Source organism: Oscillospiraceae bacterium, from assembly GCA_022483045.1.
Classification (GTDB): domain Bacteria; phylum Bacillota; class Clostridia; order Oscillospirales; family Acutalibacteraceae; genus Caproicibacterium.
The window spans coordinates 704,292-724,674 of the sequence record JAKVOA010000001.1 but is presented as its reverse complement, the minus strand read 5'-3'; the positions used below and the strand labels follow the sequence as shown (position 1 = coordinate 724,674).

19 protein-coding genes are annotated in these 20,383 nt (G+C 54.3%); all 19 read right to left on the bottom strand.

Annotated elements, in window-relative coordinates:
- Positions 1–200: 200 nt before the first annotated feature.
- The 19 genes from amrS to infC all read right to left on the bottom strand — a co-directional run bounded on the left by amrS (position 201) and on the right by infC (position 20,230).
- Positions 201–1,031 (bottom strand): AmmeMemoRadiSam system radical SAM enzyme, encoded by an 831-nt coding sequence (gene amrS / locus LKE53_03475; protein ID MCH3971822.1) that lies wholly within the window; start codon positions 1,029–1,031, stop codon positions 201–203.
- Entirely contained in the window at positions 1,028–2,413 is a 1,386-nt protein-coding gene (gene amrA / locus LKE53_03470) for an AmmeMemoRadiSam system protein A (protein MCH3971821.1), read from the bottom strand. Before amrA ends, amrS begins: the two co-directional genes overlap by 4 nt.
- A gap of 69 nt (positions 2,414–2,482) precedes the next feature.
- The gene (locus tag LKE53_03465) at positions 2,483–2,911 is read right to left on the bottom strand and encodes a DUF523 domain-containing protein (protein MCH3971820.1); all 429 of its coding nucleotides are present in this window, start codon (positions 2,909–2,911) and stop codon (positions 2,483–2,485) included.
- Positions 2,912–2,923: 12 nt separating this feature from the next.
- Complete coding sequence (locus LKE53_03460; protein ID MCH3971819.1) at positions 2,924–3,577, bottom strand: class I SAM-dependent methyltransferase; 654 nt, start codon at positions 3,575–3,577, stop codon at positions 2,924–2,926.
- Positions 3,546–4,874: a 50S ribosome-binding GTPase gene (locus tag LKE53_03455; GenBank protein MCH3971818.1), complete on the bottom strand. Its 1,329-nt coding sequence runs from the start codon at positions 4,872–4,874 to the stop codon at positions 3,546–3,548. The genes LKE53_03460 and LKE53_03455 overlap by 32 nt, the downstream gene beginning before the upstream one ends.
- Positions 4,875–4,877: 3 nt before the next feature.
- Positions 4,878–5,114 carry a ferrous iron transport protein A gene (locus tag LKE53_03450; protein MCH3971817.1) on the bottom strand — a complete coding sequence of 79 codons (237 nt, stop codon included), beginning with the start codon at positions 5,112–5,114 and terminating at the stop codon, positions 4,878–4,880.
- 128 nt (positions 5,115–5,242) lie between these two features.
- Positions 5,243–5,842 carry an XTP/dITP diphosphatase gene (locus LKE53_03445; GenBank protein ID MCH3971816.1) on the bottom strand — a complete coding sequence of 200 codons (600 nt, stop codon included), beginning with the start codon at positions 5,840–5,842 and terminating at the stop codon, positions 5,243–5,245.
- A gap of 18 nt (positions 5,843–5,860) precedes the next feature.
- The gene (ftsY, locus tag LKE53_03440; GenBank protein MCH3971815.1) at positions 5,861–6,790 is read right to left on the bottom strand and encodes a signal recognition particle-docking protein FtsY; all 930 of its coding nucleotides are present in this window, start codon (positions 6,788–6,790) and stop codon (positions 5,861–5,863) included.
- A 117-nt stretch (positions 6,791–6,907) separates the two neighbouring features.
- Entirely contained in the window at positions 6,908–10,480 is a 3,573-nt protein-coding gene (gene smc / locus LKE53_03435; GenBank protein ID MCH3971814.1) for a chromosome segregation protein SMC, read from the bottom strand.
- Between the two features lie 24 nt (positions 10,481–10,504).
- Positions 10,505–11,482, bottom strand: a complete 978-nt coding sequence (locus LKE53_03430) for a radical SAM protein (GenBank protein ID MCH3971813.1) — start codon at positions 11,480–11,482, stop codon at positions 10,505–10,507.
- Positions 11,479–12,165: a ribonuclease III gene (gene rnc, locus LKE53_03425; protein ID MCH3971812.1), complete on the bottom strand. Its 687-nt coding sequence runs from the start codon at positions 12,163–12,165 to the stop codon at positions 11,479–11,481. The genes LKE53_03430 and rnc overlap by 4 nt, the downstream gene beginning before the upstream one ends.
- Positions 12,162–13,196: a phosphate acyltransferase PlsX gene (plsX, locus tag LKE53_03420; protein MCH3971811.1), complete on the bottom strand. Its 1,035-nt coding sequence runs from the start codon at positions 13,194–13,196 to the stop codon at positions 12,162–12,164. The genes rnc and plsX overlap by 4 nt, the downstream gene beginning before the upstream one ends.
- A gap of 27 nt (positions 13,197–13,223) precedes the next feature.
- Positions 13,224–14,567 carry a methylenetetrahydrofolate--tRNA-(uracil(54)-C(5))-methyltransferase (FADH(2)-oxidizing) TrmFO gene (gene trmFO / locus LKE53_03415; protein ID MCH3971810.1) on the bottom strand — a complete coding sequence of 448 codons (1,344 nt, stop codon included), beginning with the start codon at positions 14,565–14,567 and terminating at the stop codon, positions 13,224–13,226.
- 15 nt (positions 14,568–14,582) lie between these two features.
- The gene (gene topA / locus LKE53_03410; protein ID MCH3971809.1) at positions 14,583–16,718 is read right to left on the bottom strand and encodes a type I DNA topoisomerase; all 2,136 of its coding nucleotides are present in this window, start codon (positions 16,716–16,718) and stop codon (positions 14,583–14,585) included.
- A gap of 224 nt (positions 16,719–16,942) precedes the next feature.
- Positions 16,943–18,088, bottom strand: coding sequence for a DNA-processing protein DprA (gene dprA, locus LKE53_03405; protein ID MCH3971808.1), 1,146 nt, complete (start codon positions 18,086–18,088; stop codon positions 16,943–16,945).
- Positions 18,081–18,902 carry an RNA methyltransferase gene (locus LKE53_03400; protein ID MCH3971807.1) on the bottom strand — a complete coding sequence of 274 codons (822 nt, stop codon included), beginning with the start codon at positions 18,900–18,902 and terminating at the stop codon, positions 18,081–18,083. The genes dprA and LKE53_03400 overlap by 8 nt, the downstream gene beginning before the upstream one ends.
- A 70-nt stretch (positions 18,903–18,972) precedes the next feature.
- Positions 18,973–19,326: a 50S ribosomal protein L20 gene (gene rplT / locus LKE53_03395; protein MCH3971806.1), complete on the bottom strand. Its 354-nt coding sequence runs from the start codon at positions 19,324–19,326 to the stop codon at positions 18,973–18,975.
- A gap of 76 nt (positions 19,327–19,402) precedes the next feature.
- Complete coding sequence (rpmI, locus tag LKE53_03390; protein ID MCH3971805.1) at positions 19,403–19,606, bottom strand: 50S ribosomal protein L35; 204 nt, start codon at positions 19,604–19,606, stop codon at positions 19,403–19,405.
- 39 nt (positions 19,607–19,645) lie between these two features.
- On the bottom strand, positions 19,646–20,230 hold the full coding sequence (gene infC, locus LKE53_03385; GenBank protein MCH3971804.1) for a translation initiation factor IF-3: 585 nt from the start codon (positions 20,228–20,230) through the stop codon (positions 19,646–19,648).
- Positions 20,231–20,383 lie beyond the last annotated feature (153 nt).

Below are 20,383 nucleotides of genomic sequence, written 5' to 3'. Positions count from 1 at the left end.
GTATTCTGGCAGGATTGTACACTATGCAGAAGAAAGGCCCGGCGATTTGGCCGAGCCTTTCTTTGTTTATATTGGTAATAAAAATACTCTCTGCATACAGAAATATTTTTTCACACAAGCGCTGAATGCTGCCGACCGGCGCAGGAGCCAAATTTTGTACATGCCAGCGCGCGAAAAGCGGCTAGTACAAGCCGAATTTTTCAGCAGTTGCCCGCGTAGACATACCGCAGGTGCCGCTGGGCTGTTTCACACAAGCGCTGAATGCTACCGACCGGTGTTGGAGCCAAATTCTGTACATGCCAGCGCGGGAAAAAGCGGCTGATATGCAGCGGTATCTCCGGATCTATGGAAGAAAGCCATAATGCTTCCGCATCTATCTCCGCTTCGCTGTCATTTTTTCCCGGCACAATCAGCGTGGTAACCTCTACATGGCACTGTTCTGCCGCGGCTGCAATGTTCTGTTTAACCGTCTGCAGGTCCCCGCCGACCCATTTGTAATAGGATTCTGTAAAGCCTTTCAGGTCAATATTCATCGCGTCAACATAGGGCAGCAGCTTTTGCAGCGGTTCCCTGCAAATCATGCCGTTTGTTATAACAACAGTCTTAAGCGCCGTCTTTTTTACAAGGCGGGCACAGTCCAACACATATTCATAGCCGACCAGCGGCTCATTGTAAGTGAAAGCAAGGCCGAGGTTTCCGTGTGGCTTTTGCGCAAGCTCCCTGGCTTTTTCGACCAACTGCTGCGGCGTAACCGTAATGGTTTCACTTTCACTGCCCGCCATAGAGATGCTGCTGTTTTGGCAGAAGGGACAGTGCAGATTACAGCCGTAGCTGCCGGCAGAAAGAATATAGCTGCCAGGATAGAAGCGGCGCAGCGGCTTTTTTTCGATTGGGTCCAAAGAAAGCGCGGTCAGCCGGCCATAATTGCTGCAATGAATGACGCCGCCCACATTGGTGCGGGCACGGCACAGGCCTGTCTGCCCCTCTTCCAGCGTACAGGAATGTGGGCAGAGCATACAGGTCGTTTTCATGTATGCCTCACCACCCGAAAGCGCCACAAACGCACAGGTTCCTGCGCGGAAATTCCTGCTTTTTGCCGGGCAATTGAAATTTGTTTTTCTACAGTATCAATACCGGCAAGGTTAGGCAGCAAAAGCCCCCTGCGGCCGCCGTTTTCTACAATAACACCATACCGCCTGGTGTCCAGCTCTTTAGCAGAAGTGATCGGCTCAGGCGGGTCAAGCACATCGACACTGTACACCAGCTGCGGCAGTTCCCGCGCGGTGACTGGGTCAAACCGTGGGTCATCAACAGCGGCAGACACTGCATTGGACAGGATTTCTTCTGCCAGGCTGTCTTTTACAGGCGAAATGGTACCGATACAGCCGCGCAAAGCTCCGTTTTCCTTGAGCGTGACAAAAGCGCCTGCACGGTTCTCTCTGAGTTCCTGCGGCAGGTCTTGCGGCAGTTTTGCGTACTGCCCAGTTTTTATAAAAGTTTCAAGGCTGTAGCGCGCAAGGCGCACCCACGGGTCCTCTTTTTCTTTGCGGGCGGCAGAGCGCTCTTTTTCGGCAGCCGCGTACTGCTCGCCGAAATTACGTGCCGGGTCGCCGCCGGTGACGGTAAAAGACACAACGCCGTAGCCGATGCCAAATGGTCCCTCGTAAGAGAGCAGCTCGCTTGTTACCGCCCTGCGGTCGAGTGCACCTGCCATAATCCAGAAAGAGCGCAGGCCGCATTCAGCAGCTGCCTCGCACATCTGGGGGTCCAGGCTTAACAGCCGCAGAAAGTCCCCCGCACTCAGCGCTGCCGTCACCTCGCGGTCAAATACAGGTCCCTCCGGTGCAAAGCCGTACGGGCCGCTTTGGGTCAGCTTGTGAGAAAGGTCACCGCTCGCTATAAGCACCACGCGGCGGTTAAGCTTTTTCGTCGTTTCGGCGATACACTGTCCCAGCCGGTAATGCGTAAGCGGCGAAAGGCCGGAAAGCCCAATGCGCACAACCCGAAAGTCCCTGTCGTACTTTTGCAGAAAACGCAGCGGAATCATAGTCGCGTGGTCTAGCGCACTGGTGCGCTCGCCGAAAGTACCTGCGGGAATTTTCTGCCGACCGCAGATTTTCGTGAGTGCCGCAACAAATTCAGTATCGTAAGAAGCCTGTACGCTGACCTGCGGGGCACCAAACTGCGCAAAACTGCCCTGTGCCTGCTCTCCAGGCGAAATATGAAAATAGTCGGCGTACAGAATGCTGTGCGGGCTGGTAACGACCACGGTTTGGGGCCGCAGGGCCGCCGCCTGCCGCATAGCGGTGTTGTAGGCATCAATGGTTTTTTGAATTTCTTTTTCCTCACCACGCCCGATTTCCGGCATAAGGATTGGCGGATGCGGAACAGCAAATGCAGCTAAAACAGACATAAACGGCCACCTCCACACAAAATAAATTTCTATATTCAGTATAACACATTTTACAGAATTTTCTGCACATTACAAAAGTGTTTCGACGCTGCTTTCGCCCAGCACACGCACACCGTTTTGAGCAAGGAGCTCTGCAGCGGTGCCGCCGCCCGGTACCAGTCTGCCGGAAAACGTACCGTCATAGATCTGTCCGAATCCGCAGGAGGGGCTTCTCTCTTTTAAAACAGCACAAGAACAGCCGTAAAGTCTGGCAAGCTTCAGGGTTTCCTGTGCGCCGTGCAGGTAAGCCTGGGTCACATCTGCCCCGTCTTTGCAGAGGACTCTTCTTCCCTGCCGCTCGGCCGGCGGGCGCGGCGTGGGCAGGCCGCCGAGGATTTCAGGGCAGACCGGTATGACCTGATAGCGCGCCATCAGCTGTGCAAGACAGGGCAGGGTTTTCGCGCCGCCGTCATAGCGGCAGGAAACGCCCATTAAACAGGCACTGATAAAAAGGATCATCTTTATTTTCTCCTATTCTTTCTCTGCAATGATTAGAGCGGTATTTCCCTGCTGCCACGTCAGCTTGGCCGAGCGAAAGCCTGCCTGCAGCAAAAGCCCAATTTGGTTTTCGACTGTACACGGCGTATCAAAATGGCAGAGCACTCCCCCGGAAATGTGCTCGGCCCGGCGCAGGCGGCAGTTTTCGGCATAGAGCCTGTCCTTTTCTGCCTGGTTCACAGCGACAAAGTCGGCCTCAAGGTACTGCCCGCCCGGCCTCAGCGCTCTGCAGATTTCCGTATAGACCGAACGCTTTTCGGCGTGAGTCATGTGGTGCATCGTCTCAAAAGAGACGGCGGCATCAAAGACTGCCGTGCCAAAGCTGCAGCCAAGGTAACTTTTCTTCAGCAGCGTAATGTTTTTGTCCGGATATTTTTCTCGCAGCCGCAGCAGCATCCCCTGTGCAAGGTCGATACCGGTCACTTTCAGCGCAGGAAAACGGGCGAAAATCGGTGCAAGCTCCAGCCCGGTTCCGCAGCCGAGATCAAGCAGGGTATGCAGGTTTTGCGGCAAACAGGATGCAAGCTTCCTATAGCCCTCTTTACAGCCATCTACTTCTTCCAGCATGTGGCGGTCGTAATCCGCTGCGCGCTTTTCAAAGAACAAATCCATCTTTTCTAATCTCATAATAAATATCTCCGTATGAAAGAATTGATACAAACGATTTCCGCATATTTTTCCGCCGACACATGGTGAGTGCCTGCTTGCCGCAGGCATGGGCTTTTTGAAAGCAGTGGTCCAAGTTAAAAGCGACCCGCGGCAGGTAACCGAAATCTTCCAGCAGGGTAAAGCACGGAAAGAAAATAGCCATAGGCGGCAGCATGACGCTGACAACCCACGCCAGCGTGCGGTAGACCCCCAGCACCAGCGGCTGCATCAGCCACTGCGGCGCACCGATACTCTGCAGGGCATTCCAAAGAACATTCTGCAAGGCAAAAAGCCCCTGCGACAGCAGCTCGGACGGATAATTAGCCCCGGTAATGGTCAGCCATAAAACCGCTGCAAGCAGCAGAAGCATAACCGGAATGCCTGTGGCACGGCTGGTTAAAATACGGTCAAGCTTTCGGTCTCGCGTGGCAGCCGGACACGGCCGGCAGACGACGCAGCGACGGTAAATCTGCTCGGCAGAGTGCACCAGCACGGCGGTGATTTGATCACGCAGCGCGTCACCGCCAAAGCCGCTCTGCCGCAGCCGTGCCTTTACTTCACCGAGCCTGCCGCGCAGGCCGGCATCTCGTAAAAGCTGCGGGCAATACGTCGAAAGGCTTTTTGCAAAACTCTGGTCGCCATCTAAAAGGCGCAGGGTCAGCCAGCGCGCGCTGTCGGTGGGGCAGTGCTTTTGTACAAAAGGCTGCAGCTCTGCTAAGGCCTGCTCAACCGGCTGCGGGTAGACAAGGCGCAGTGCCTTTCGCGGCCGCAGGGCATCCAGGGCCTCTTCCAGCGCTTTCAGCCCACCGCTGCGGGCACTGACACCGACAACCGGCACACCGCCCAGTTCTTTTGACAGTTCTCGCAGATCAATTTGAATATGCTTTTTTGCCGCTTCATCCATCAGGTTGACACAGACGATGATGTTCCCGGTGATTTCAAGCGTCTGCAGCACCAGGTTCAGGTTGCGCTCCAGGCAGGTGGCATCACACACAACAACTGCCGCCTTTGCCCCGCCAAAACAAAGAAAGTCGCGTGCGACCCTTTCTTCCGCAGAGTGGGCAAACAAAGAATAGGTGCCCGGCAAATCAACTAAACTGTAGTTTTTATTCTTGTACTGAAACGCGCCGCGCGCGCTTTCCACGGTCTTGCCCGGCCAGTTGCCTGTGTGCTGGTGCAGGCCCGTCAGGGCATTAAAGACCGTGCTCTTTCCCACATTTGGGTTGCCTGCAAGCGCTATGACAGCGCTTGCGGCGGGGGCCGCATCCGCGCGCATGCGTTATACCCCGGAAATCAGCACGTGCGCGGCGTCTTCCCTGCGCAGCGCAATTACCGCCCCGCGGATTGCGTAGGCGGTAGGGTCGCCGGCAGGCGCCCGCAGCACACAGCTGACCTGTGTCCCCGAAATCAAGCCGATATCCTGTAAGCGACGGCGCATGGGCCCGGCCGCCGTAAGTGCAGCGACCTCGCCCGAATGCCCCGGTGCTAGCGCCGCCAGCGGAGTTCTGTCATCCATGGTCATTGCCTCCTTTTATGTTCTTTTACCAGTATAGCAATTTTTGTTCCGCTGGTGCATCATTTTTAAAAGGCAGACCATACCAAATGAAAATCTGCCGGAAAAAGTTTTCTTCCGGCAGACTTCATTTACTCTTCTTTTTTTAGATGTTTTTCGGCGTAAGCCTGCAAATCATGCTGAAACAGACGCAGTGCTCTGCCGCGGTGGCTGACTGCGTCTTTTTGTGCGGCATTCATCTGGGCAAAGGTTTTTTTCCCCACCAAAAATACGGGGTCGTAGCCAAAGCCATCGCTTCCCTGCGGTGCAAAGGCAATGGAACCCTCGCACTCACCGCGGGAGGTAATGATATCTCCGCTGGGAAAGACGCAGCAGATGACACACACGAATTTGGCAAGGCGGTCTTTTTGCGGCACCTCTTTGAGTGCATCGAGAAGCTTTGCAATGCGGTCGGCATCGGTGGCATGCTTGCCGGCATAGCGTGCCGAGTAGATACCCGGCTGACCGTTGAGCGCGTGGACGCACAGGCCAGAGTCATCCGCAACGGCGGGCCTGCCGGTAAAGCGGCAGGCAGCCGCAGCCTTTAAATAGGCGTTTTCTTGAAATGTAGTGCCGGTCTCTTCCGTTTCGGGCAAGCCCGCCGCAATGGAAATGTCAATTCCCAGCGGGGCAAGCATACGCCGAAATTCGCGTACCTTATTTTGGTTGTGTGTTGCAAGTACAAACTGCATCGGATCATTCCCTCTTTTTCAGTCTTTCAGTTCCTGCGGGTCACGCTCAAACAAAGCGCGGGCAAACTCCTCTGCATCAAAGGGCTGCAAGTCATCGAGCTGCTCGCCGACCCCGATAAACTTGACTGGAATACCCAAAGCTTCTTTGATAGCAAGCACCACACCGCCTTTTGCCGTACCGTCCAGTTTTGTCAGCACAATACCAGTAATACCCGCGGCGTTTTTAAATTCCCGTGCTTGATTCACGCCGTTTTGCCCGGTTGTTGCGTCCAACACAAGCAGGACTTCTTTGTCAGCGCCGGGCAGTTCGCGGTCAATAACACGGTTGATTTTTGCAAGCTCGTCCATCAGATTCTTCTTGGTATGCAGGCGGCCCGCTGTGTCACAGAGAATCACGTCATCGCCGCGAGACTTTGCCGCAGAAATGGTATCGAAAACGACTGCAGCCGGGTCACTGCCCTCACCCTGCGATACCATGTCGCAGTGGGCGCGGTCTGCCCAGACCTGCAGCTGCTCAATAGCGGCCGCACGAAATGTATCGGCCGCAGCCAAAATAACGTGTTTGCCCTGCTTTTGCAGCAGCGCGGCCAGCTTGCCGATTGTCGTGGTCTTGCCAACACCATTGACGCCGATAACCAAAATGACCGACGGCTTTGTGGAAATATGAAGTTCTTCCCCGCCCTGCAGCATCTCTGCAACGGTTTCGCGCAGCAAATCGAAGATTGCTTCGGGGTCTTTGACACCGCGCTCCTTTACCTTGCGGCGCAGAGCATCACAGATGTGCTCGGAAGTAGAAACACCCACGTCCCCCATTACCAGCAATTCTTCAAGTTCTTCAAATAAATCTTCATCAATGCGGGTAAAGGAATGCAGCATGCGGTGTACCGAGCTGCTCATACCCTGGCGGGTCTTTTTCAGACCGGCCTTGATTTTTGAAAACAGTCCCATAAAAACGGACTCCCTTCTGTATATACTCTTTCGCAAAAAATTATTCTATCAATTTTATCATACCATAAATACCGGCAGAGATGCAAATGCGGCCGGGCATGTGCCGGGCCGCATTCTTTATTTTGCGTTTAATTTTTCAATTTCATCCGGGTGCAGGACCAGCACCTTGCTGATTCCCTCGTCCTGCATAGTTACGCCGTAAAGGACATCGGCTTCCTCCATACTGCCGCGGCGGTGTGTAATGACGATAAACTGCGTATTACGCGACATACGCCGCAGATAAGCCGCAAAGCGCGTGACGTTCACGTCGTCCAGGGCGGCCTCAATTTCGTCCAGCATACAAAACGGCGGCGGGGATACTTTCATAATGGCAAAGTACAGTGCAATGGCAACCAGCGCCTTTTCGCCGCCGGAGAGACTCTCTAGGTGAGAAACAATTTTCCCGGGCGGCTGTACAGTGATTTCAATACCAGAAGACAGTACATTTTCCGGGTCGGTCAGCTCCAAACCAGCGGTGCCGCCGCCAAAAAGCTCGCGGAAAGTTTCGGTAAAATTGTGGTTAATCTGCGAAAAGCGGGTAGCGAACTGCTCCTGCATCTGGTTTGTCAGCTCGTGAATCAGGCGGTGCAGCTCGTCACGGCTCTTTTCCACGTCTTCTATCTGTACCGACAAGAAGTTGTAGCGCTGGCTGACTTCTTTATACTCTTCGATCGCAGAAACATTTACACTGCCTAAAGCGCGGATAAGGCCGCGCAGCTCATTTAAGCGGCGCTGTGCCCGCGACATTTCGTCCTCTGGCAAAGGCGCTGTCTGCTTTTCGGCCTCACGGCGGGTCAGCTCATACTCTTCCCAAAGTTTAGCAGACATGCCGTCATACTGTTTTTGCAGATTTGCCTTGCGCTCTTCCAAGCGGGCAAGGTCGTGCCCGACAGTTTCTTTTTCGCTGCTTTTTTCTTTTTGCTTTTGCCGCATCTGGGTGCTCTGCTGCTCTAGCTGCATGCGGTGTTGATTGATTTTTTCAATCTCCGTGCCAGCTTCTGCAGCTTCACGGCGCAGGTCTTCCGCCTCTTTGCGGGCGGCGGCCGCCTGAGTTTTCAAGGTGACAATCTGCCGCTTTTCCGCTGTAAGCTCCGCTTTTACAGAATCCGCCCGGGTATCACTCTGCTGCAGACGAGTCTGCAGCTCCTGCAGAGCATTCTGCAGGCCCTCGCGGTCCTTCTGCACAGAAAGCAGCTGCAGACGCAGCTGCTGAATGCGAGCGGTACAGCTCTGTCCCTTTTGGTCAAGTTCGCTGCGGCTGCCGGTCAGGGCAGCTTCTTCTTTCTGCATCTGCGCAATCTGTGCGGCGATTTTTTTGCCCTCTGCCTGCGCTGTTTCCTGCAGCTGTTTTTGGTGCGCCATACGCTGCGCGGAGCTGTTTTGCTCCTCATGCAGCGTATGCACATCAGCTGTAACGCCGGCAAGGTCTTTTAAAAGCTGCTCGCGGTCCGCTTTCATGCGGATATAATCTTCCTGTGCAGAAGCGTACTCGCCGCGGGCAGCGGCAAGCGCTGCCTCGTCTTTGGAAATTTCCTGCAGACAGGCTTTTAAGACACCAGAAGCTTTTTCTGACTCGGTTTTTTGCTCTTTCGCTTTTTGGCAAATGCGCTCGATTTCGCTGCGGCGGCTGAGCAGACCAGAATTGCGTGCAAGCGACCCGCCGGTAAGCGACCCGCCCATGTTGACGACTTGGCCGTCCAGGGTAACAATACGAAAACGGTAATGGAACCGGCGCGCAATCTTCACGGCGGCGTCAAGGTCCTTTGCAACCGCAATGCGGCCCAAAAGGTTTTCCCGCACCTCCCGGTAGGTCTCTTCGCTGCTGCACAGTTCGCTGGCGATGCCGACAAAACCGGGGCAACTTTGCAGGCCCGGCTCCTGCAAAGTGCGGCCATGAATGGTATTGAGCGGCAGAAAAGTTGCTCGGCCGGCATCGCGGTGCTTTAAAAGCTGAATCGCATTTTTTGCGTCCTGCTCTGTATGTACGACAACGTACTGCATAGAAGCACCCAGGGCGGTCTCTAAGGCGACTGTATATGCTTCTGGCACGGTGATAAGCCGCGAAACCGGACCGCAGACACCGGAAATCCTGCCGCGCTCGGCTTCCTGCATAACGACTTTTACACTTTTATGAAAGCCCTCTAAGTTGCGCTCTAGTGACTCCAGCAAAGAGACCCGCCGAAAGCTTTCTTTCGCATCCAGCAGCAAGCGGTCTGCTTCTTTTTTCTGGTCCTCTGCTTTTTTGCGGTGCTCCTGCAGGCGCATGCCATAGCCCTGCCCGGTATTTTTTAAGGACGCAAGGCGTGTCTCCATTTCTGACAGCATGGCTGCGCTGTCTTCTTTGGATTTCTGTAAATTCTTGAGCAGGTCCTCTTTGCCGCGGATATTCTCATCTGCCTGGGAAACGCGCATACCAATTTCAGTAATTGCGGAAGCGGCGGTCATTTCGGCCACCCGGCTTTCCGTTGCCTGAGAAGAAAGCTGCGACAGCTGCCGGGCAAGATTTCCTGCCTGCTCAGAGGAAGCACTGACCTGCGCACGCAAGTCCTCTAATTTCTGGTTGTATTCGTCTATCGAATGCAGATACTCCTGCTCTTTTTGTGTATGAGCAGCGGCCTGCTGCTCTTTCTGCACTGCTTCTTCCCGCATACGGCCGCGGTCAGCCGCAGAAGAAGTCAGTGTTTCGGTCAGGCGCTTAACAGCAGCCTGCCCGTGCTGCACATCGTTGTCAAGCACATTGGCTTGGCCGTCTTTTTGAGCGGCAGCTTCTTCTTTTCTGCTGCTCTCCTGGTGCACGCGATCAATCTGCGCGGCACAGCCGGTGATGTCTTTAAAATTCTGCTCCGCCGCGCGGTCCAGCTCCTCCAGCTCTTTTTCGGCTGCTTCCTGCTGAGTGCGCGCAAGCGTGATCTTATCATCATGGGTATGCAGCAGCTTTGCTGCCTGCTCCATCTGGCGCAGCCAAAGCGCTATCTGCAGATTTTTCTGCTCCGCAGCGTAAGAAAGGAATTTCTGTGCTTTTTCGCTCTGATCTTTCAGCGGGCCGACGCGGTCTTTGAGTTCAGAAAGAATATCGTTTAAACGCACCAGATTTTCCTCGGCGGCGGCAAGGCGGCGCTCGCTTTCCTCTTTGCGGTAACGGTAACGCGAAATGCCGGCTGCTTCCTCAAAGATCTCGCGCCGGTCTTCGCTTTTTGCGGAAACGATTGCGTCAATTTTACCCTGCCCGATAATTGAGTAGCCGTCGCGGCCAAGGCCAGTGTCCATAAATAATTCGTTTATGTCCTTAAGCCGTACAGAAATCTTATTGAGCAGGTACTCGCTCTCTCCGCTGCGGTAATAGCGGCGGGTCACGGCGACCTCGTCTTTGTCAAAGGGCAGGCTGCGGTCGCTGTTGTCGATATTGAGTGTCACCTCGGCATAGCCCTGGGCTTTGCGCTGCGGGGTGCCGTTGAAAATAACGTCCTCCATTTTAGTACAACGCAGGGTGCGAACGTTCTGCTCACCCAAGACCCAGCGCATAGCGTCGCTGATATTGCTTTTGCCGCTTCCATTTGGGCCGACTACCGCAGTAATGCCGTTATGAAATTGTAAAACCGTTTTATCCGGGAATGTCTTGAATCCCTGGATCTCAAGGGAACGGACAAGCATTTCTATAAAACTCCTTTGCTGCACTTATACCAGGCGGAAAGCTTCCCCCGGCACCACAGTGACCGCATAGCCCTGCGCCGAAAGCACCGAAAGATTACCCTTTTTCTGCCCCTTTGCCTGGGAAAGATACCTTGCCGGTACTGTGAATGTGTAATGGCCAAAAGGTTTGTTAAAAAGCTGCTGCTGCATTCGCACAAGCCAGCGGCGGCTTTCGCATAGCTCCCGGAAAGCGGGATGCCACGGCCCCCCGAGCCGCTCATGCTCTAGCTGCGGGGAAGCGTGCAGACCCAAGCGAATCACGCGGATGCCGCGCTGCTCGAAAAAGGTAAGAAGCTCTGCACAAAGCGAAACGGCTTCCTCCAAAGTCTGCGGCACATAGCTGCCCGCCTGATACCATGCGGCAATCTGCGTATGCGGCAAAACAATCGTCGGGTAAATACGGACTTCCTCAGCGCCAAGCGCCGCAAAGCAGCGGGCAGTGTGCCTGGCACCTGCAGGCGTATCACCGGGCAGGCCAGTCATCATCTGCAGGCCCAAATGAAAGCCGCGGGCAGCAATCAGCCGGGTGGCTGACTCCACCTGCTCCGCTGTGTGGCCGCGGCCGTTCTTTTGAAGTACCGCGTTGTCCATACTCTGCGCGCCAAGCTCAATCGTGGTAACGCCGTAAGCGGAAAGTTCCTCTAAAATATCATCATCAATGGCATCCGGCCGTGTAGAGAGCCGAATACCGGCAAAGCGCCCGCTTTTGACATACGGATAAGCCGCCTCTAAAAGGCTTCTGCGGTAGGCGTCATCGACCGCGGTAAAGCTGCCGCCGAAAAAGGCAATTTCAGCCTTTGCCGCCGCGGGACCGAGAGAAGCGAGCGCAGTTTCTGCTGCAGCACGCACCTCCTGCGGGCCGGGCAGGCTGGTTTCGCCGGTAATCAGCCGCTGGTCACAAAAGCTGCACCGGTGCGGGCAGCCCACATGCGGCACAAAGACCGCTACATTTGCGTGTCTCAATATCCCATCAGTTCCAGTGCTTCACGGGCAGCTTGCTGCTCGGCGTCTTTTTTCGTATGGCCGCCGCCTTTACCGATGACATTGCTGTTTAAGTGTACTTCCACTGTAAAGTGTTTGTCATGGTCCGGCCCGCTCTCACCCGTGAGAATATAAGAAAGCTTTTCGCCGGGGTTGTGCTGAATGATTTCCTGCAGCTTGGTCTTATAATCGTGGAACGGTGCTTTGCTGCGCAGAGTCTTGAGCACCGGCAGCGTAAAACGCAGAATAAACGTGCGCGCCTGCTCAAAGCCGCCGTCCAGATAGATGGCGGCTGTAATTGACTCAAACGCATCTGCAAGCAGAGAGGTGCGGGTACGCCCGCCGTTGTTTTGCTCGCCATGACTCAGACGCAGGTATTTGCCGACCTCCATCTCTTTGGAAAAGTCGCAGCAAGCTTGCTCGCACACCAGGGCGGCGCGGGTCTTGGTCAGGTGCCCCTCAGGCCACTCTGGAAAATTGCGGTACAGATAATCTGCCACCACAAAGCCCAAAATGCTGTCGCCCAAAAATTCCAGGCGTTCATTGCTGCCGCCGGGTGCGTGGGTCTCATTTGCAAAGGAAGAATGTGTAAGAGCATTGAGCAGCAGAAGTTTGTTTTTGAAGGTGTATCCCAGTTTTTCTTCTAATCCGGAAAGGTCCTTCATTCCGCCGCCTCCGTTTCGGACGCTTCGGTATCTTCTTCGTCTTTATAGGCTGCTACGCTCTTTGCAATTTCTTCTGTAACATTGCCCTCAACATAAGATTTTGTAAGGCGCAGGGCGTTGTAAAAAGTCTTTGCCTCTGCGCTGCCGTGCGCTTTAAAGACTGGCTTTGTACAACCCAAAAGCGGCGCACCGCCGTATTCGTTGTAGTCCATAGTCTTTTTCAGGCCTTTGAGGTCGCCCAAAACCATGGCTGCGGCAAGCTTATTCTTTACGCTTTTTGTAAGGACACCCTTAAACATACTCATAATCATCATTGCGGTACCCTCGAACGATTTGAGGAAGACATTGCCGGAAAAGCCGTCTGCCACCAAAACGTCCGTGATACCATCCGGCACATCGCGCGCCTCGGTATTGCCGACAAAATTGAGTGGGCTGTCCTTGAGCAGTGCATAGGCGCCGTGCTGCAGGTCGCCGCCCTTGTGCTCTTCTGTGCCGACATTAAGCAGGCTGACACGCGGGTTGCTGACGTGCATGACTTTCTGCATATAAATAGAGCCCATTACGCCGAACTGCTTGAGCATTTCGGGCTTGCAGTCGACATTGGCGCCGCCGTCAATGAGCATAAAGAAGCCCTTTTTACAGGGCATGACCGGCGCAAACGCAATGCGCTTGATGCCCTTGATACGCTTGACCAAAAAAGTTGCGCCCACGGTAACAGCACCGCTGTTTCCGGCTGTCAAAAAGGCATCGCCTTCCCCTTTTGCCAGCAGCTTGAGTCCAACGGCCATAGAGGAATTTTTACCGGCGCGCAGGATGTCCGTGCCGGCGTCGTTCATACTCATCACGTCCGGGCAGTCCACAATTTCCATGTGATCCATAGAAATTGCATTTTCACGCGCGACATGGTCGATGGTTTCTTTGCGGCCGGTAAGAATGATTTCCAGCCCCAGGCTGTGCACAGCCTGTGCACAGCCCTTTAAAATTTCGAGTGGGGCGTTATCGCCGCCAAAAGCATCTACAATAACTTTCATATTGAATTGCTGCCTCCTCAATATCTATCATTCACTCAGCTGGTCCGCGTCTGCTGCGCACCAGTTATTCTCTTTTTGGAAACCTGCAAGGTCCTGAAGTGCCCGTGCGGAAATTGCCGCGTAGCGCTCTCGCTTGTCGCGGATATGCGGCAAAACCGGCGGCATAATCCCGAAATTGGCACCCATGGGCTGGTAATCCCCCTGGCCGCCGTTTTGCACCCAGCGGGCAAGTGCACCCGTCATTGTGGTTTCGGGTGGGGTCAGCAGCGGCAGGCTCTGCTCCAGCCGCAGAGCATTTCTGCCCGCCAAAAGGCCAGAGGAAGCGGACTCCATATAACCCTCGACGCCAGTCATCTGGCCGGCAAAAAACAGGCGCGGTTCCTTTTTGAGCTGATACGCGCTGTTTAAAACCTGCGGTGCATTTAAAAAGGTGTTTCGGTGCATAACACCATAACGCACAAACTGGGCATGGGCAAGACCAGGAATCAGGCCAAACACACGCTTCTGCTCGCCGAACTTTAGGTTGGTCTGAAAACCGACCAGATTGTAAAGAGTGCCTGCAGCGTCTTCGCGGCGCAGCTGCACCACGGCCCACGGGCGGTGGCCGGTAGCGGGGTCACGCAGGCCCACCGGTTTCAGCGGACCAAAGCGGATGGTATCCGGCCCGCGCTGGGCCATAACCTCCACCGGCATACAGCCCTCGTAAACTTTGGGGTCCCGCACATCACAGCCGTGCAGCGGTGCGCGCTCAGCGTGAAGCAATTCTTCGTAAAAATGCTCGTACTCCTCTTTATTCATCGGACAGTTGAGGTAATCTTCCCCGCTGCCTTTATTGTAGCGGGAGGCAGCAAAGATGCGGCTGCGGTCAAGGCTTTCCGCCGTTACAATAGGGGCAGCTGCATCGTAAAAGCGCAGGCAGCCGCCGCACAGGCGGTTAATCTCCGCGGCAAGCGCCTCACTGGTAAGCGGGCCTGTAGCGATAACAGCAATCCCGCTTTCGGGAATCTGCAGACATTCTTTTTCCACGCAGTGAATGCGCGGATTGCTGCGGATTTTCTCGGTCACCAGTTCTGAAAAGCGCACGCGGTCCACTGCCAGTGCACCGCCGGCAGGCACGCGGGTCTTGAGCGCACAAGGAACCAAAAGCGAACCCATACGCCGCATCTCTTCTTTTAAAAGGCCCGCGGCGCTGTCTGTGCGCTCTGCTTTTAAGGAATTGGAGCAAATCAGCTCTGCAAAATTCGGGCTTTTGTGGGCTGGTGTGTACTTCTGCGGCTTCATTTCGCAAAGCTGTACTTCCCCGCCGCCCTGCGCAATCTGCCAGGCAGCCTCACAGCCGGCAAGGCCCGCGCCGATTACAGTAATACCCATGGAAACACCTGTTCCTTATTTGTTTTCTTCTTTTTCTTTGGGCTTTTCCGTTTCGTCAAAGTCGTCTCCGAGATGCTCATAGCCGCAGTCGGGGGTCACGCAGTAATAGCGCGGGGTTTTCCCCTTTTTGCGCAGCAGCGTTTTGCCGCACTTGGGGCACAGGTGCTTGGTCGGCTCGTTCCACGAAACAAAGTCGCACTTGGGGTAATTTTCGCAGCCATAAAAAATGCGTCCTTTTTTGGTGTGCTTAATAACAACGTCACCGCCACATTTAGGACACTTGGCGCCGTTTTTCTCCACGTACTTTTTAATATTTTTGCACTCGGGATAGCCCGGGCAGGCGATGAATTTGCCATACCGGCCGGTCTTAATCACCATGCGGCGGCCGCATTTTTCACAGATGATATCCGTTTCATCTTCTTTTAGATGAATCTTGACATCTTTCATCTCTTCTTTGGCTTTTTTCAGCGTTTCTGCAAAGTCATCATAGAAATCGTGAACTGCCTGCACCCACTCGACTTTGCCGCTCTGCACCTCATCAAGCTCATTTTCTACCTGCGCCGTAAATTTGACGTTTACGACCTTTGGAAAGCGCTCTTTCATCAGCTTGGTCACTACTTCGCCTAGTTCGGTGGGTTTCAGTGCCTTGCCCTCACGCACAACATACTCGCGGTTGAGAATGGTGCTGATCGTCGTGGCGTATGTGCTTGGGCGGCCGATGCCGTTTTCCTCAAGTGCCTTGATAAGACTTGCCTCGGTATAGCGCGCCGGCGGCTGTGTGAAATGCTGGTTGCCGGCAACTGCCTTGCAGCGCAGGGGCATGTCTTTTTCCAGAGGCGGCAGAACACCGGCGGTTTCTTTTTCCGGGTCCTCTGTCTTTTCTTCGTATAGAACTGTAAAGCCATCAAATGTGACCGTATAGCCGCTTGCTTTAAAAATGTACTTGCCGCCGGCGGTGATTTCCGCACGCGTAGTGGCCTGCAGGCAGTTGCTCATCTGGCAGGCAAGGAAGCGCTCCCAAATCAGTTTATAAAGCTTGTACTGGTCATTGGAAAGGCTGCTTTTAATTTTCTCCGGGTCAAGGCTCGGGTTTGTCGGACGGATAGCTTCGTGGCCGTCCTGTGCATTGGCGCGCGCCTTATAGTGGCGGGGCGTATCCGGCAGGTATTTGTCACCCCAGCGCCCCTTGATGTATTCAGCTGCCGCGGCGACCGCGTCTTCACTCAGGCGCAGAGAATCGGTACGCATGTAGGTAATAAGACCCACAGCGCCCATGTCCTCAATTTCAACGCCCTCGTAAAGCTCCTGTGCAGCCTGCATGGTGCGGCGTGCCGTAAAGCCGAGCCGGCGGCTGGCCTCCTGCTGCAAAGTAGAAGTGATAAACGGCGGCGCAGGGCTTTTGCGGCGGGTGCCTTTTTTTACGCTGGTTACAACATAGTCGGCGTCCTGCAGCTCAGCAAGAATGCCGTCTGCCTGCTCTTTGTTTTCAATTTTCAGCTTACCATCGGCTGTGCCATAAAGGCTAGCGGAAAACTGGCGGCGGGAAGTACCCTTTGCCGGGGCGAATTTTCCGTCGATTGTCCAGTACTCTTCCGGCTTAAAGGCTTTGATTTCTTCTTCGCGATCAACAATAATGCGCACCGCGACGCTCTGCACACGGCCGCCGGAAAGACCGCGGCGAATCTTTTGGGAAAGGAACGGGCTGAGCTTGTAACCGACCAGGCGGTCCAGAATCCGGCGGGCCTGCTGGGCATTGACAAGGTCCATATCAATAGTGCGCGGGTGGGTCATGCCGTTGTGTATGCCGGTCTTGGTGATTTCGTTAAATGTAACCCGGTTAGTATCCTTAACATCCAGGCCGAGAATATATGCAAGATGCCATGAAATGGCCTCTCCTTCGCGGTCGGGGTCCGTTGCCAGCAGAACGCCATCGCTTTTTTCGGCTTTTGCTTTCAGCTCATCTACCAGCTTTTCCTTTCCTTTAATAATCGCGTACTGCGGTTTAAAGTTGTCGCTGACCTTTACGCTCAGGCGGTTTTGAGGCAGGTCGCGCACATGCCCCATGGAGGCAACTACCGTATACTCTTTTCCCAAATATTTTTGAATGGTCTTCGCTTTTGCAGGCGATTCCACAATTACTAATTTCGACATAGGAACACCTCTTTCACGGAATTGACAGATTCAGGGCGGCTGTGATTCTTGCTTTTCGCCGGTCTAAAACCTAATTGTAACCAAAGTGCTGTAAAAATGCAATGTTTTCATTACCGGTCAGCCGCATTTTATTTGAATTTTTTTGAATTTAATAAAATAAATTCCAATTATTAATAAACTTATTTTACCTGAATTTTATATATATAGTACTTTTACCTTATATCTTATATAAGGACATAGCACTGCCCGGCGCAGGCTTTGGCAAAGCCGCCAAGCTCCAGCTCGGTTGCAGCGGCAAGCACCCGTGCAGGCTCTAAGCCCGTCTTACTGCAAAGTTCATCAATGGGCGCCGGGGCAGAAGTCAGTGCCTGATACAGACACCCCGCAGCTGTGGAAGTCTCCGGCGGCAGGGATTTGTGCGTTTTTGGCTCTGGCGTTTCATTCATTTCTTCGTTGACAGTCACATTGACACCAGGATCATCGGGCAGAATCACGCGGTATTTATCTACATAGCAGCGCAGAATATCCAATGCACTGGTTGCAGGCGCGCAGCCGTCACGGATAAGCTCGTTAGTTCCCTTTGCTTTGGGGTTCTGTACACTGCCCGGCACTGCAAAGACATCGCGGCCCTGGTCCACCGCATAGCCGGCGGTGATAAGCGAACCGCTTTTTCCGGCGGCCTCCACAACAACAGTTGCGTCGCAAAGACCGGAAATAATACGGTTGCGAATCGGAAAATTGGAGGACATCGCCGGGGTGCCCGGCGGATACTCGGAAACCAGGGCACCGTCTACGGCGACGGCCTGCCGAAGAGAGGCATTGCTCAAAAGATAATCCGAATCAATTCCGCAGCCAAGTACGCAGATGCTGCGTCCGCCGGCCTCCACCGCGCCGCGGTGGGACTGGGTATCTATACCTAGTGCACCGCCGCTGATAATAACCGCACCGGCTTTTGCAAGCGTATAAGCCATGGTGTGCGCAGCGGTGCATCCACTGCGGGTAGCTTTGCGGGTGCCGACCATAGCAATCGACAGCAAAAAGTCAACCGGCGGCAGAGTGCCTTTGACGTACAGCACACAGGGATAATTGCGGATTTCCCGCAGGCACTGCGGGTAAGCGCCCATTTCCGGGGTAATGATCCGCTGGCCGAGTTTCAGGGTATACTCCAGCTGTGCCTGCGCTTTTTCAATTGGAAAAGACTGCAGGCGCAGCAGCTCCCTTTGAGTAAAATAGCCGTCGAGCTGCCAGCTTTCTGTACCGGCACGGTAAAAGTCCTCTATAGAACGGTAGGTCTCAAAAATGCGGCGCTGTTTGGAAGCGCCAGGGCCGAGGCCGTGCTGCAGCCAAACCCACCAGACGCGGTCATCCATTACTCTGCCCCCTGCTGCGCATCATTTCCCACATCAGAATGGCAGCGCTCGCGGAAGCATTGAGCGACTCTGCCCGGCCAAGCATGGGGATCGTCACCCGGTGTGCGCAGGACGAGGCAGTCTCCGGCAGCAGGCCGTTTCCCTCGTTGCCAACCGCCATGATGGTCGGCCGGGAAAAATTGGCCCGGGTAATCGGCTCTGCTGTGTGGTCCGGCACAGCCGCCATGGTCTGCCAGCCTGCCTTTGCAAAAGCTGGGGCAGCCTGTACAAAGGACGGCACACGAACAAGCGGCAAGCGGAATGCGGCACCCATGCCGCCGCGCAGGGCTTTGGGCGAAAACGGATCACAGCAGGGACCGCACAGCAGGACACAACCAACGCCCAGTGCCTCTGCTGTACGCAGCACTGTACCCAGATTGGCAGGGTCCTGCAGCTGCTCTAAAGCGAGGCAGGCACCGGCGGCCGGCCACTGCAGAAATGCTGCCTGCGAAACACAAGCATCCGCCGGAAAAGCACAGGTACAGAAAATCTCCTGGCTGCTTTTGGTGTCGGCCAAGAGCGCCGCGACAGAGGGCTCCACCAGGTATGCTTCCCCCTGCAGGCAAGCCTTTACGGCTGCAAGGTACTGCGGGTATTTCTGCGCAGCCTTTTCGGTGTAAAACAGAGATTTTATCAGCAGACCGCTCGACGCGGCGTCTGCGCACAGGCGAGCGCCCTCACACAAAAAAGACTGCTGCTCATGCCGCGCAGAAGCGCTGCGCAGCCCGGCCGCGGCGCGCACGGTTTCGTTCCTTCGGCTGGTGATATGTTCCATGAAGCTCCTCCTCCTGCGGCAAAATAAAAAATATGCGTCCGGAAGAATCCCGGACGCAGAAAAAGCGAAATTATAAAGCTGCTTTAGCCTGCTCGACAAGGCCCTTGAATGCTGCATCATCGCTGATAGCAACTTCAGAAAGCATCTTGCGGTTCAGGGTAATGCCGGCTTTTTTCAAGCCATTCATGAAAGCGGAATAAGACATGCCATCCGCACGGCAGGCTGCGGAAATACGGGTGATCCACAGGCGGCGGAAGTCACGCTTGCGGGCACGGCGTCCTGCAAAAGCGTAGTTGCCGGACTTCATAACGGCCTGTTTGGCCATCTTAAAGTGGCGGCTCTTGCTGCCCCAGTAGCCCTTGGCCAGTTTCAGTACTTTCTTTCTTCTTTTACGCGTAGCGAGTGCGCCCTTAACTCTTGCCATTTTATATAACCTCCATATTACACGGGAATACTCAAAAACACAAATGAAATACAGCTTGCTTTACAAACAAGAAAGCTTATTTGTAAGGAATCAAGCGCTTTACAGTAGCGGTGTTGGCTTTGTCTGCAACACAGGTGCCGCGCATATTGCGCTTAAATTTTGCGCCCTTGTCATGGCCGTTGAGGAAATGGCCCATGTTTGCATGAGAGCGGATAACTTTTCCGCTTTTAGAGAGTTTGAAGCGCTTCTTTGCGCCGGAATGCGTTTTGATCTTAGGCATAATAAAGGATCCTCCTTGATTTTCTGGGGTTTTTCCCTGTTAGTCAGCTGCTTTCTGCGGCTTGCCGCTTGGGGCCTTTGCAGTCTTTGCGGCGGCCGGTTTTGCGGCAAGGAACATCAGCATATTGCGCCCCTCCAGCTTAGCAGGCTTTTCTACGCTGGCATATTCTGTCAAAGTCTCGGCAAATTTTTTCATAATGGTATAGCCCTGCTCAGGGTGGCCCATTTCACGGCCGCGGAAGCGAATGGAGGCCTTAACCTTATTGCCCTCTTTCAGAAAGCGGATGGCGTGGTTTACCTTAGTGTCGAAATCATGCGTGTCAATATTTAAAGACAGGCGCACTTCTTTAATTTCGACAATATGCTGATTTTTACGGGACTCTTTTTCCCGCTTTGCCTGCTCAAAACGATATTTGCCATAGTCAATCAGCTTGCACACAGGCGGTTTTGCCTGCGGCGCTATTTTGACTAAATCCAGGTCCCTGGAATAAGCAAGCCTGCGTGCCTCGGCAGCCGGCATAATGCCCATCTGGTTGCCCTCTGCGTCGACAACGCGGACCTCGCGGTCGCGGATATCGTCATTGATCTGCAGTTCCCTGTTGCTAATTGTTAAGCACCTCCACAAAAAGACAGTCTGTTTTCATAAAAACAAATAACGCGCAGGCAGAAACTTCCGCCCGCGCGCAACACAACAATCCCCAAAAGGTTCGGATCGAGATATTGACCCAAGGCGGACGGCACCGCTTAGGTGTGGGCAGAACTGCCCCGCTTTGTTTTG

Excerpts from the sequence above, each read along its gene's own strand:
- dprA (MCH3971808.1), bottom strand. The coding sequence starts at position 18,088 with ATGGATGACCGCGTCTGGTGGGTTTGGCTGCAGCACGGCCTCGGCCCT.
- smc (MCH3971814.1), bottom strand. The coding sequence starts at position 10,480 with ATGCTTGTCCGTTCCCTTGAGATCCAGGGATTCAAGACATTCCCGGAT.
- rplT (MCH3971806.1), bottom strand. The coding sequence starts at position 19,326 with ATGGCAAGAGTTAAGGGCGCACTCGCTACGCGTAAAAGAAGAAAGAAA.
- rpmI (MCH3971805.1), bottom strand. The coding sequence starts at position 19,606 with ATGCCTAAGATCAAAACGCATTCCGGCGCAAAGAAGCGCTTCAAACTC.
- LKE53_03400 (MCH3971807.1), bottom strand. The coding sequence starts at position 18,902 with ATGGAACATATCACCAGCCGAAGGAACGAAACCGTGCGCGCCGCGGCC.
- LKE53_03450 (MCH3971817.1), bottom strand. The coding sequence starts at position 5,114 with ATGGATGACAGAACTCCGCTGGCGGCGCTAGCACCGGGGCATTCGGGC.
- LKE53_03465 (MCH3971820.1), bottom strand. The coding sequence starts at position 2,911 with ATGATCCTTTTTATCAGTGCCTGTTTAATGGGCGTTTCCTGCCGCTAT.
- rnc (MCH3971812.1), bottom strand. The coding sequence starts at position 12,165 with ATGAAGGACCTTTCCGGATTAGAAGAAAAACTGGGATACACCTTCAAA.
- ftsY (MCH3971815.1), bottom strand. The coding sequence starts at position 6,790 with ATGGGACTGTTTTCAAAAATCAAGGCCGGTCTGAAAAAGACCCGCCAG.
- LKE53_03455 (MCH3971818.1), bottom strand. The coding sequence starts at position 4,874 with ATGCGCGCGGATGCGGCCCCCGCCGCAAGCGCTGTCATAGCGCTTGCA.
- amrS (MCH3971822.1), bottom strand. The coding sequence starts at position 1,031 with ATGAAAACGACCTGTATGCTCTGCCCACATTCCTGTACGCTGGAAGAG.
- LKE53_03445 (MCH3971816.1), bottom strand. The coding sequence starts at position 5,842 with ATGCAGTTTGTACTTGCAACACACAACCAAAATAAGGTACGCGAATTT.
- amrA (MCH3971821.1), bottom strand. The coding sequence starts at position 2,413 with ATGTCTGTTTTAGCTGCATTTGCTGTTCCGCATCCGCCAATCCTTATG.
- LKE53_03460 (MCH3971819.1), bottom strand. The coding sequence starts at position 3,577 with ATGAGATTAGAAAAGATGGATTTGTTCTTTGAAAAGCGCGCAGCGGAT.
- trmFO (MCH3971810.1), bottom strand. The coding sequence starts at position 14,567 with ATGGGTATTACTGTAATCGGCGCGGGCCTTGCCGGCTGTGAGGCTGCC.
- plsX (MCH3971811.1), bottom strand. The coding sequence starts at position 13,196 with ATGAAAGTTATTGTAGATGCTTTTGGCGGCGATAACGCCCCACTCGAA.
- topA (MCH3971809.1), bottom strand. The coding sequence starts at position 16,718 with ATGTCGAAATTAGTAATTGTGGAATCGCCTGCAAAAGCGAAGACCATT.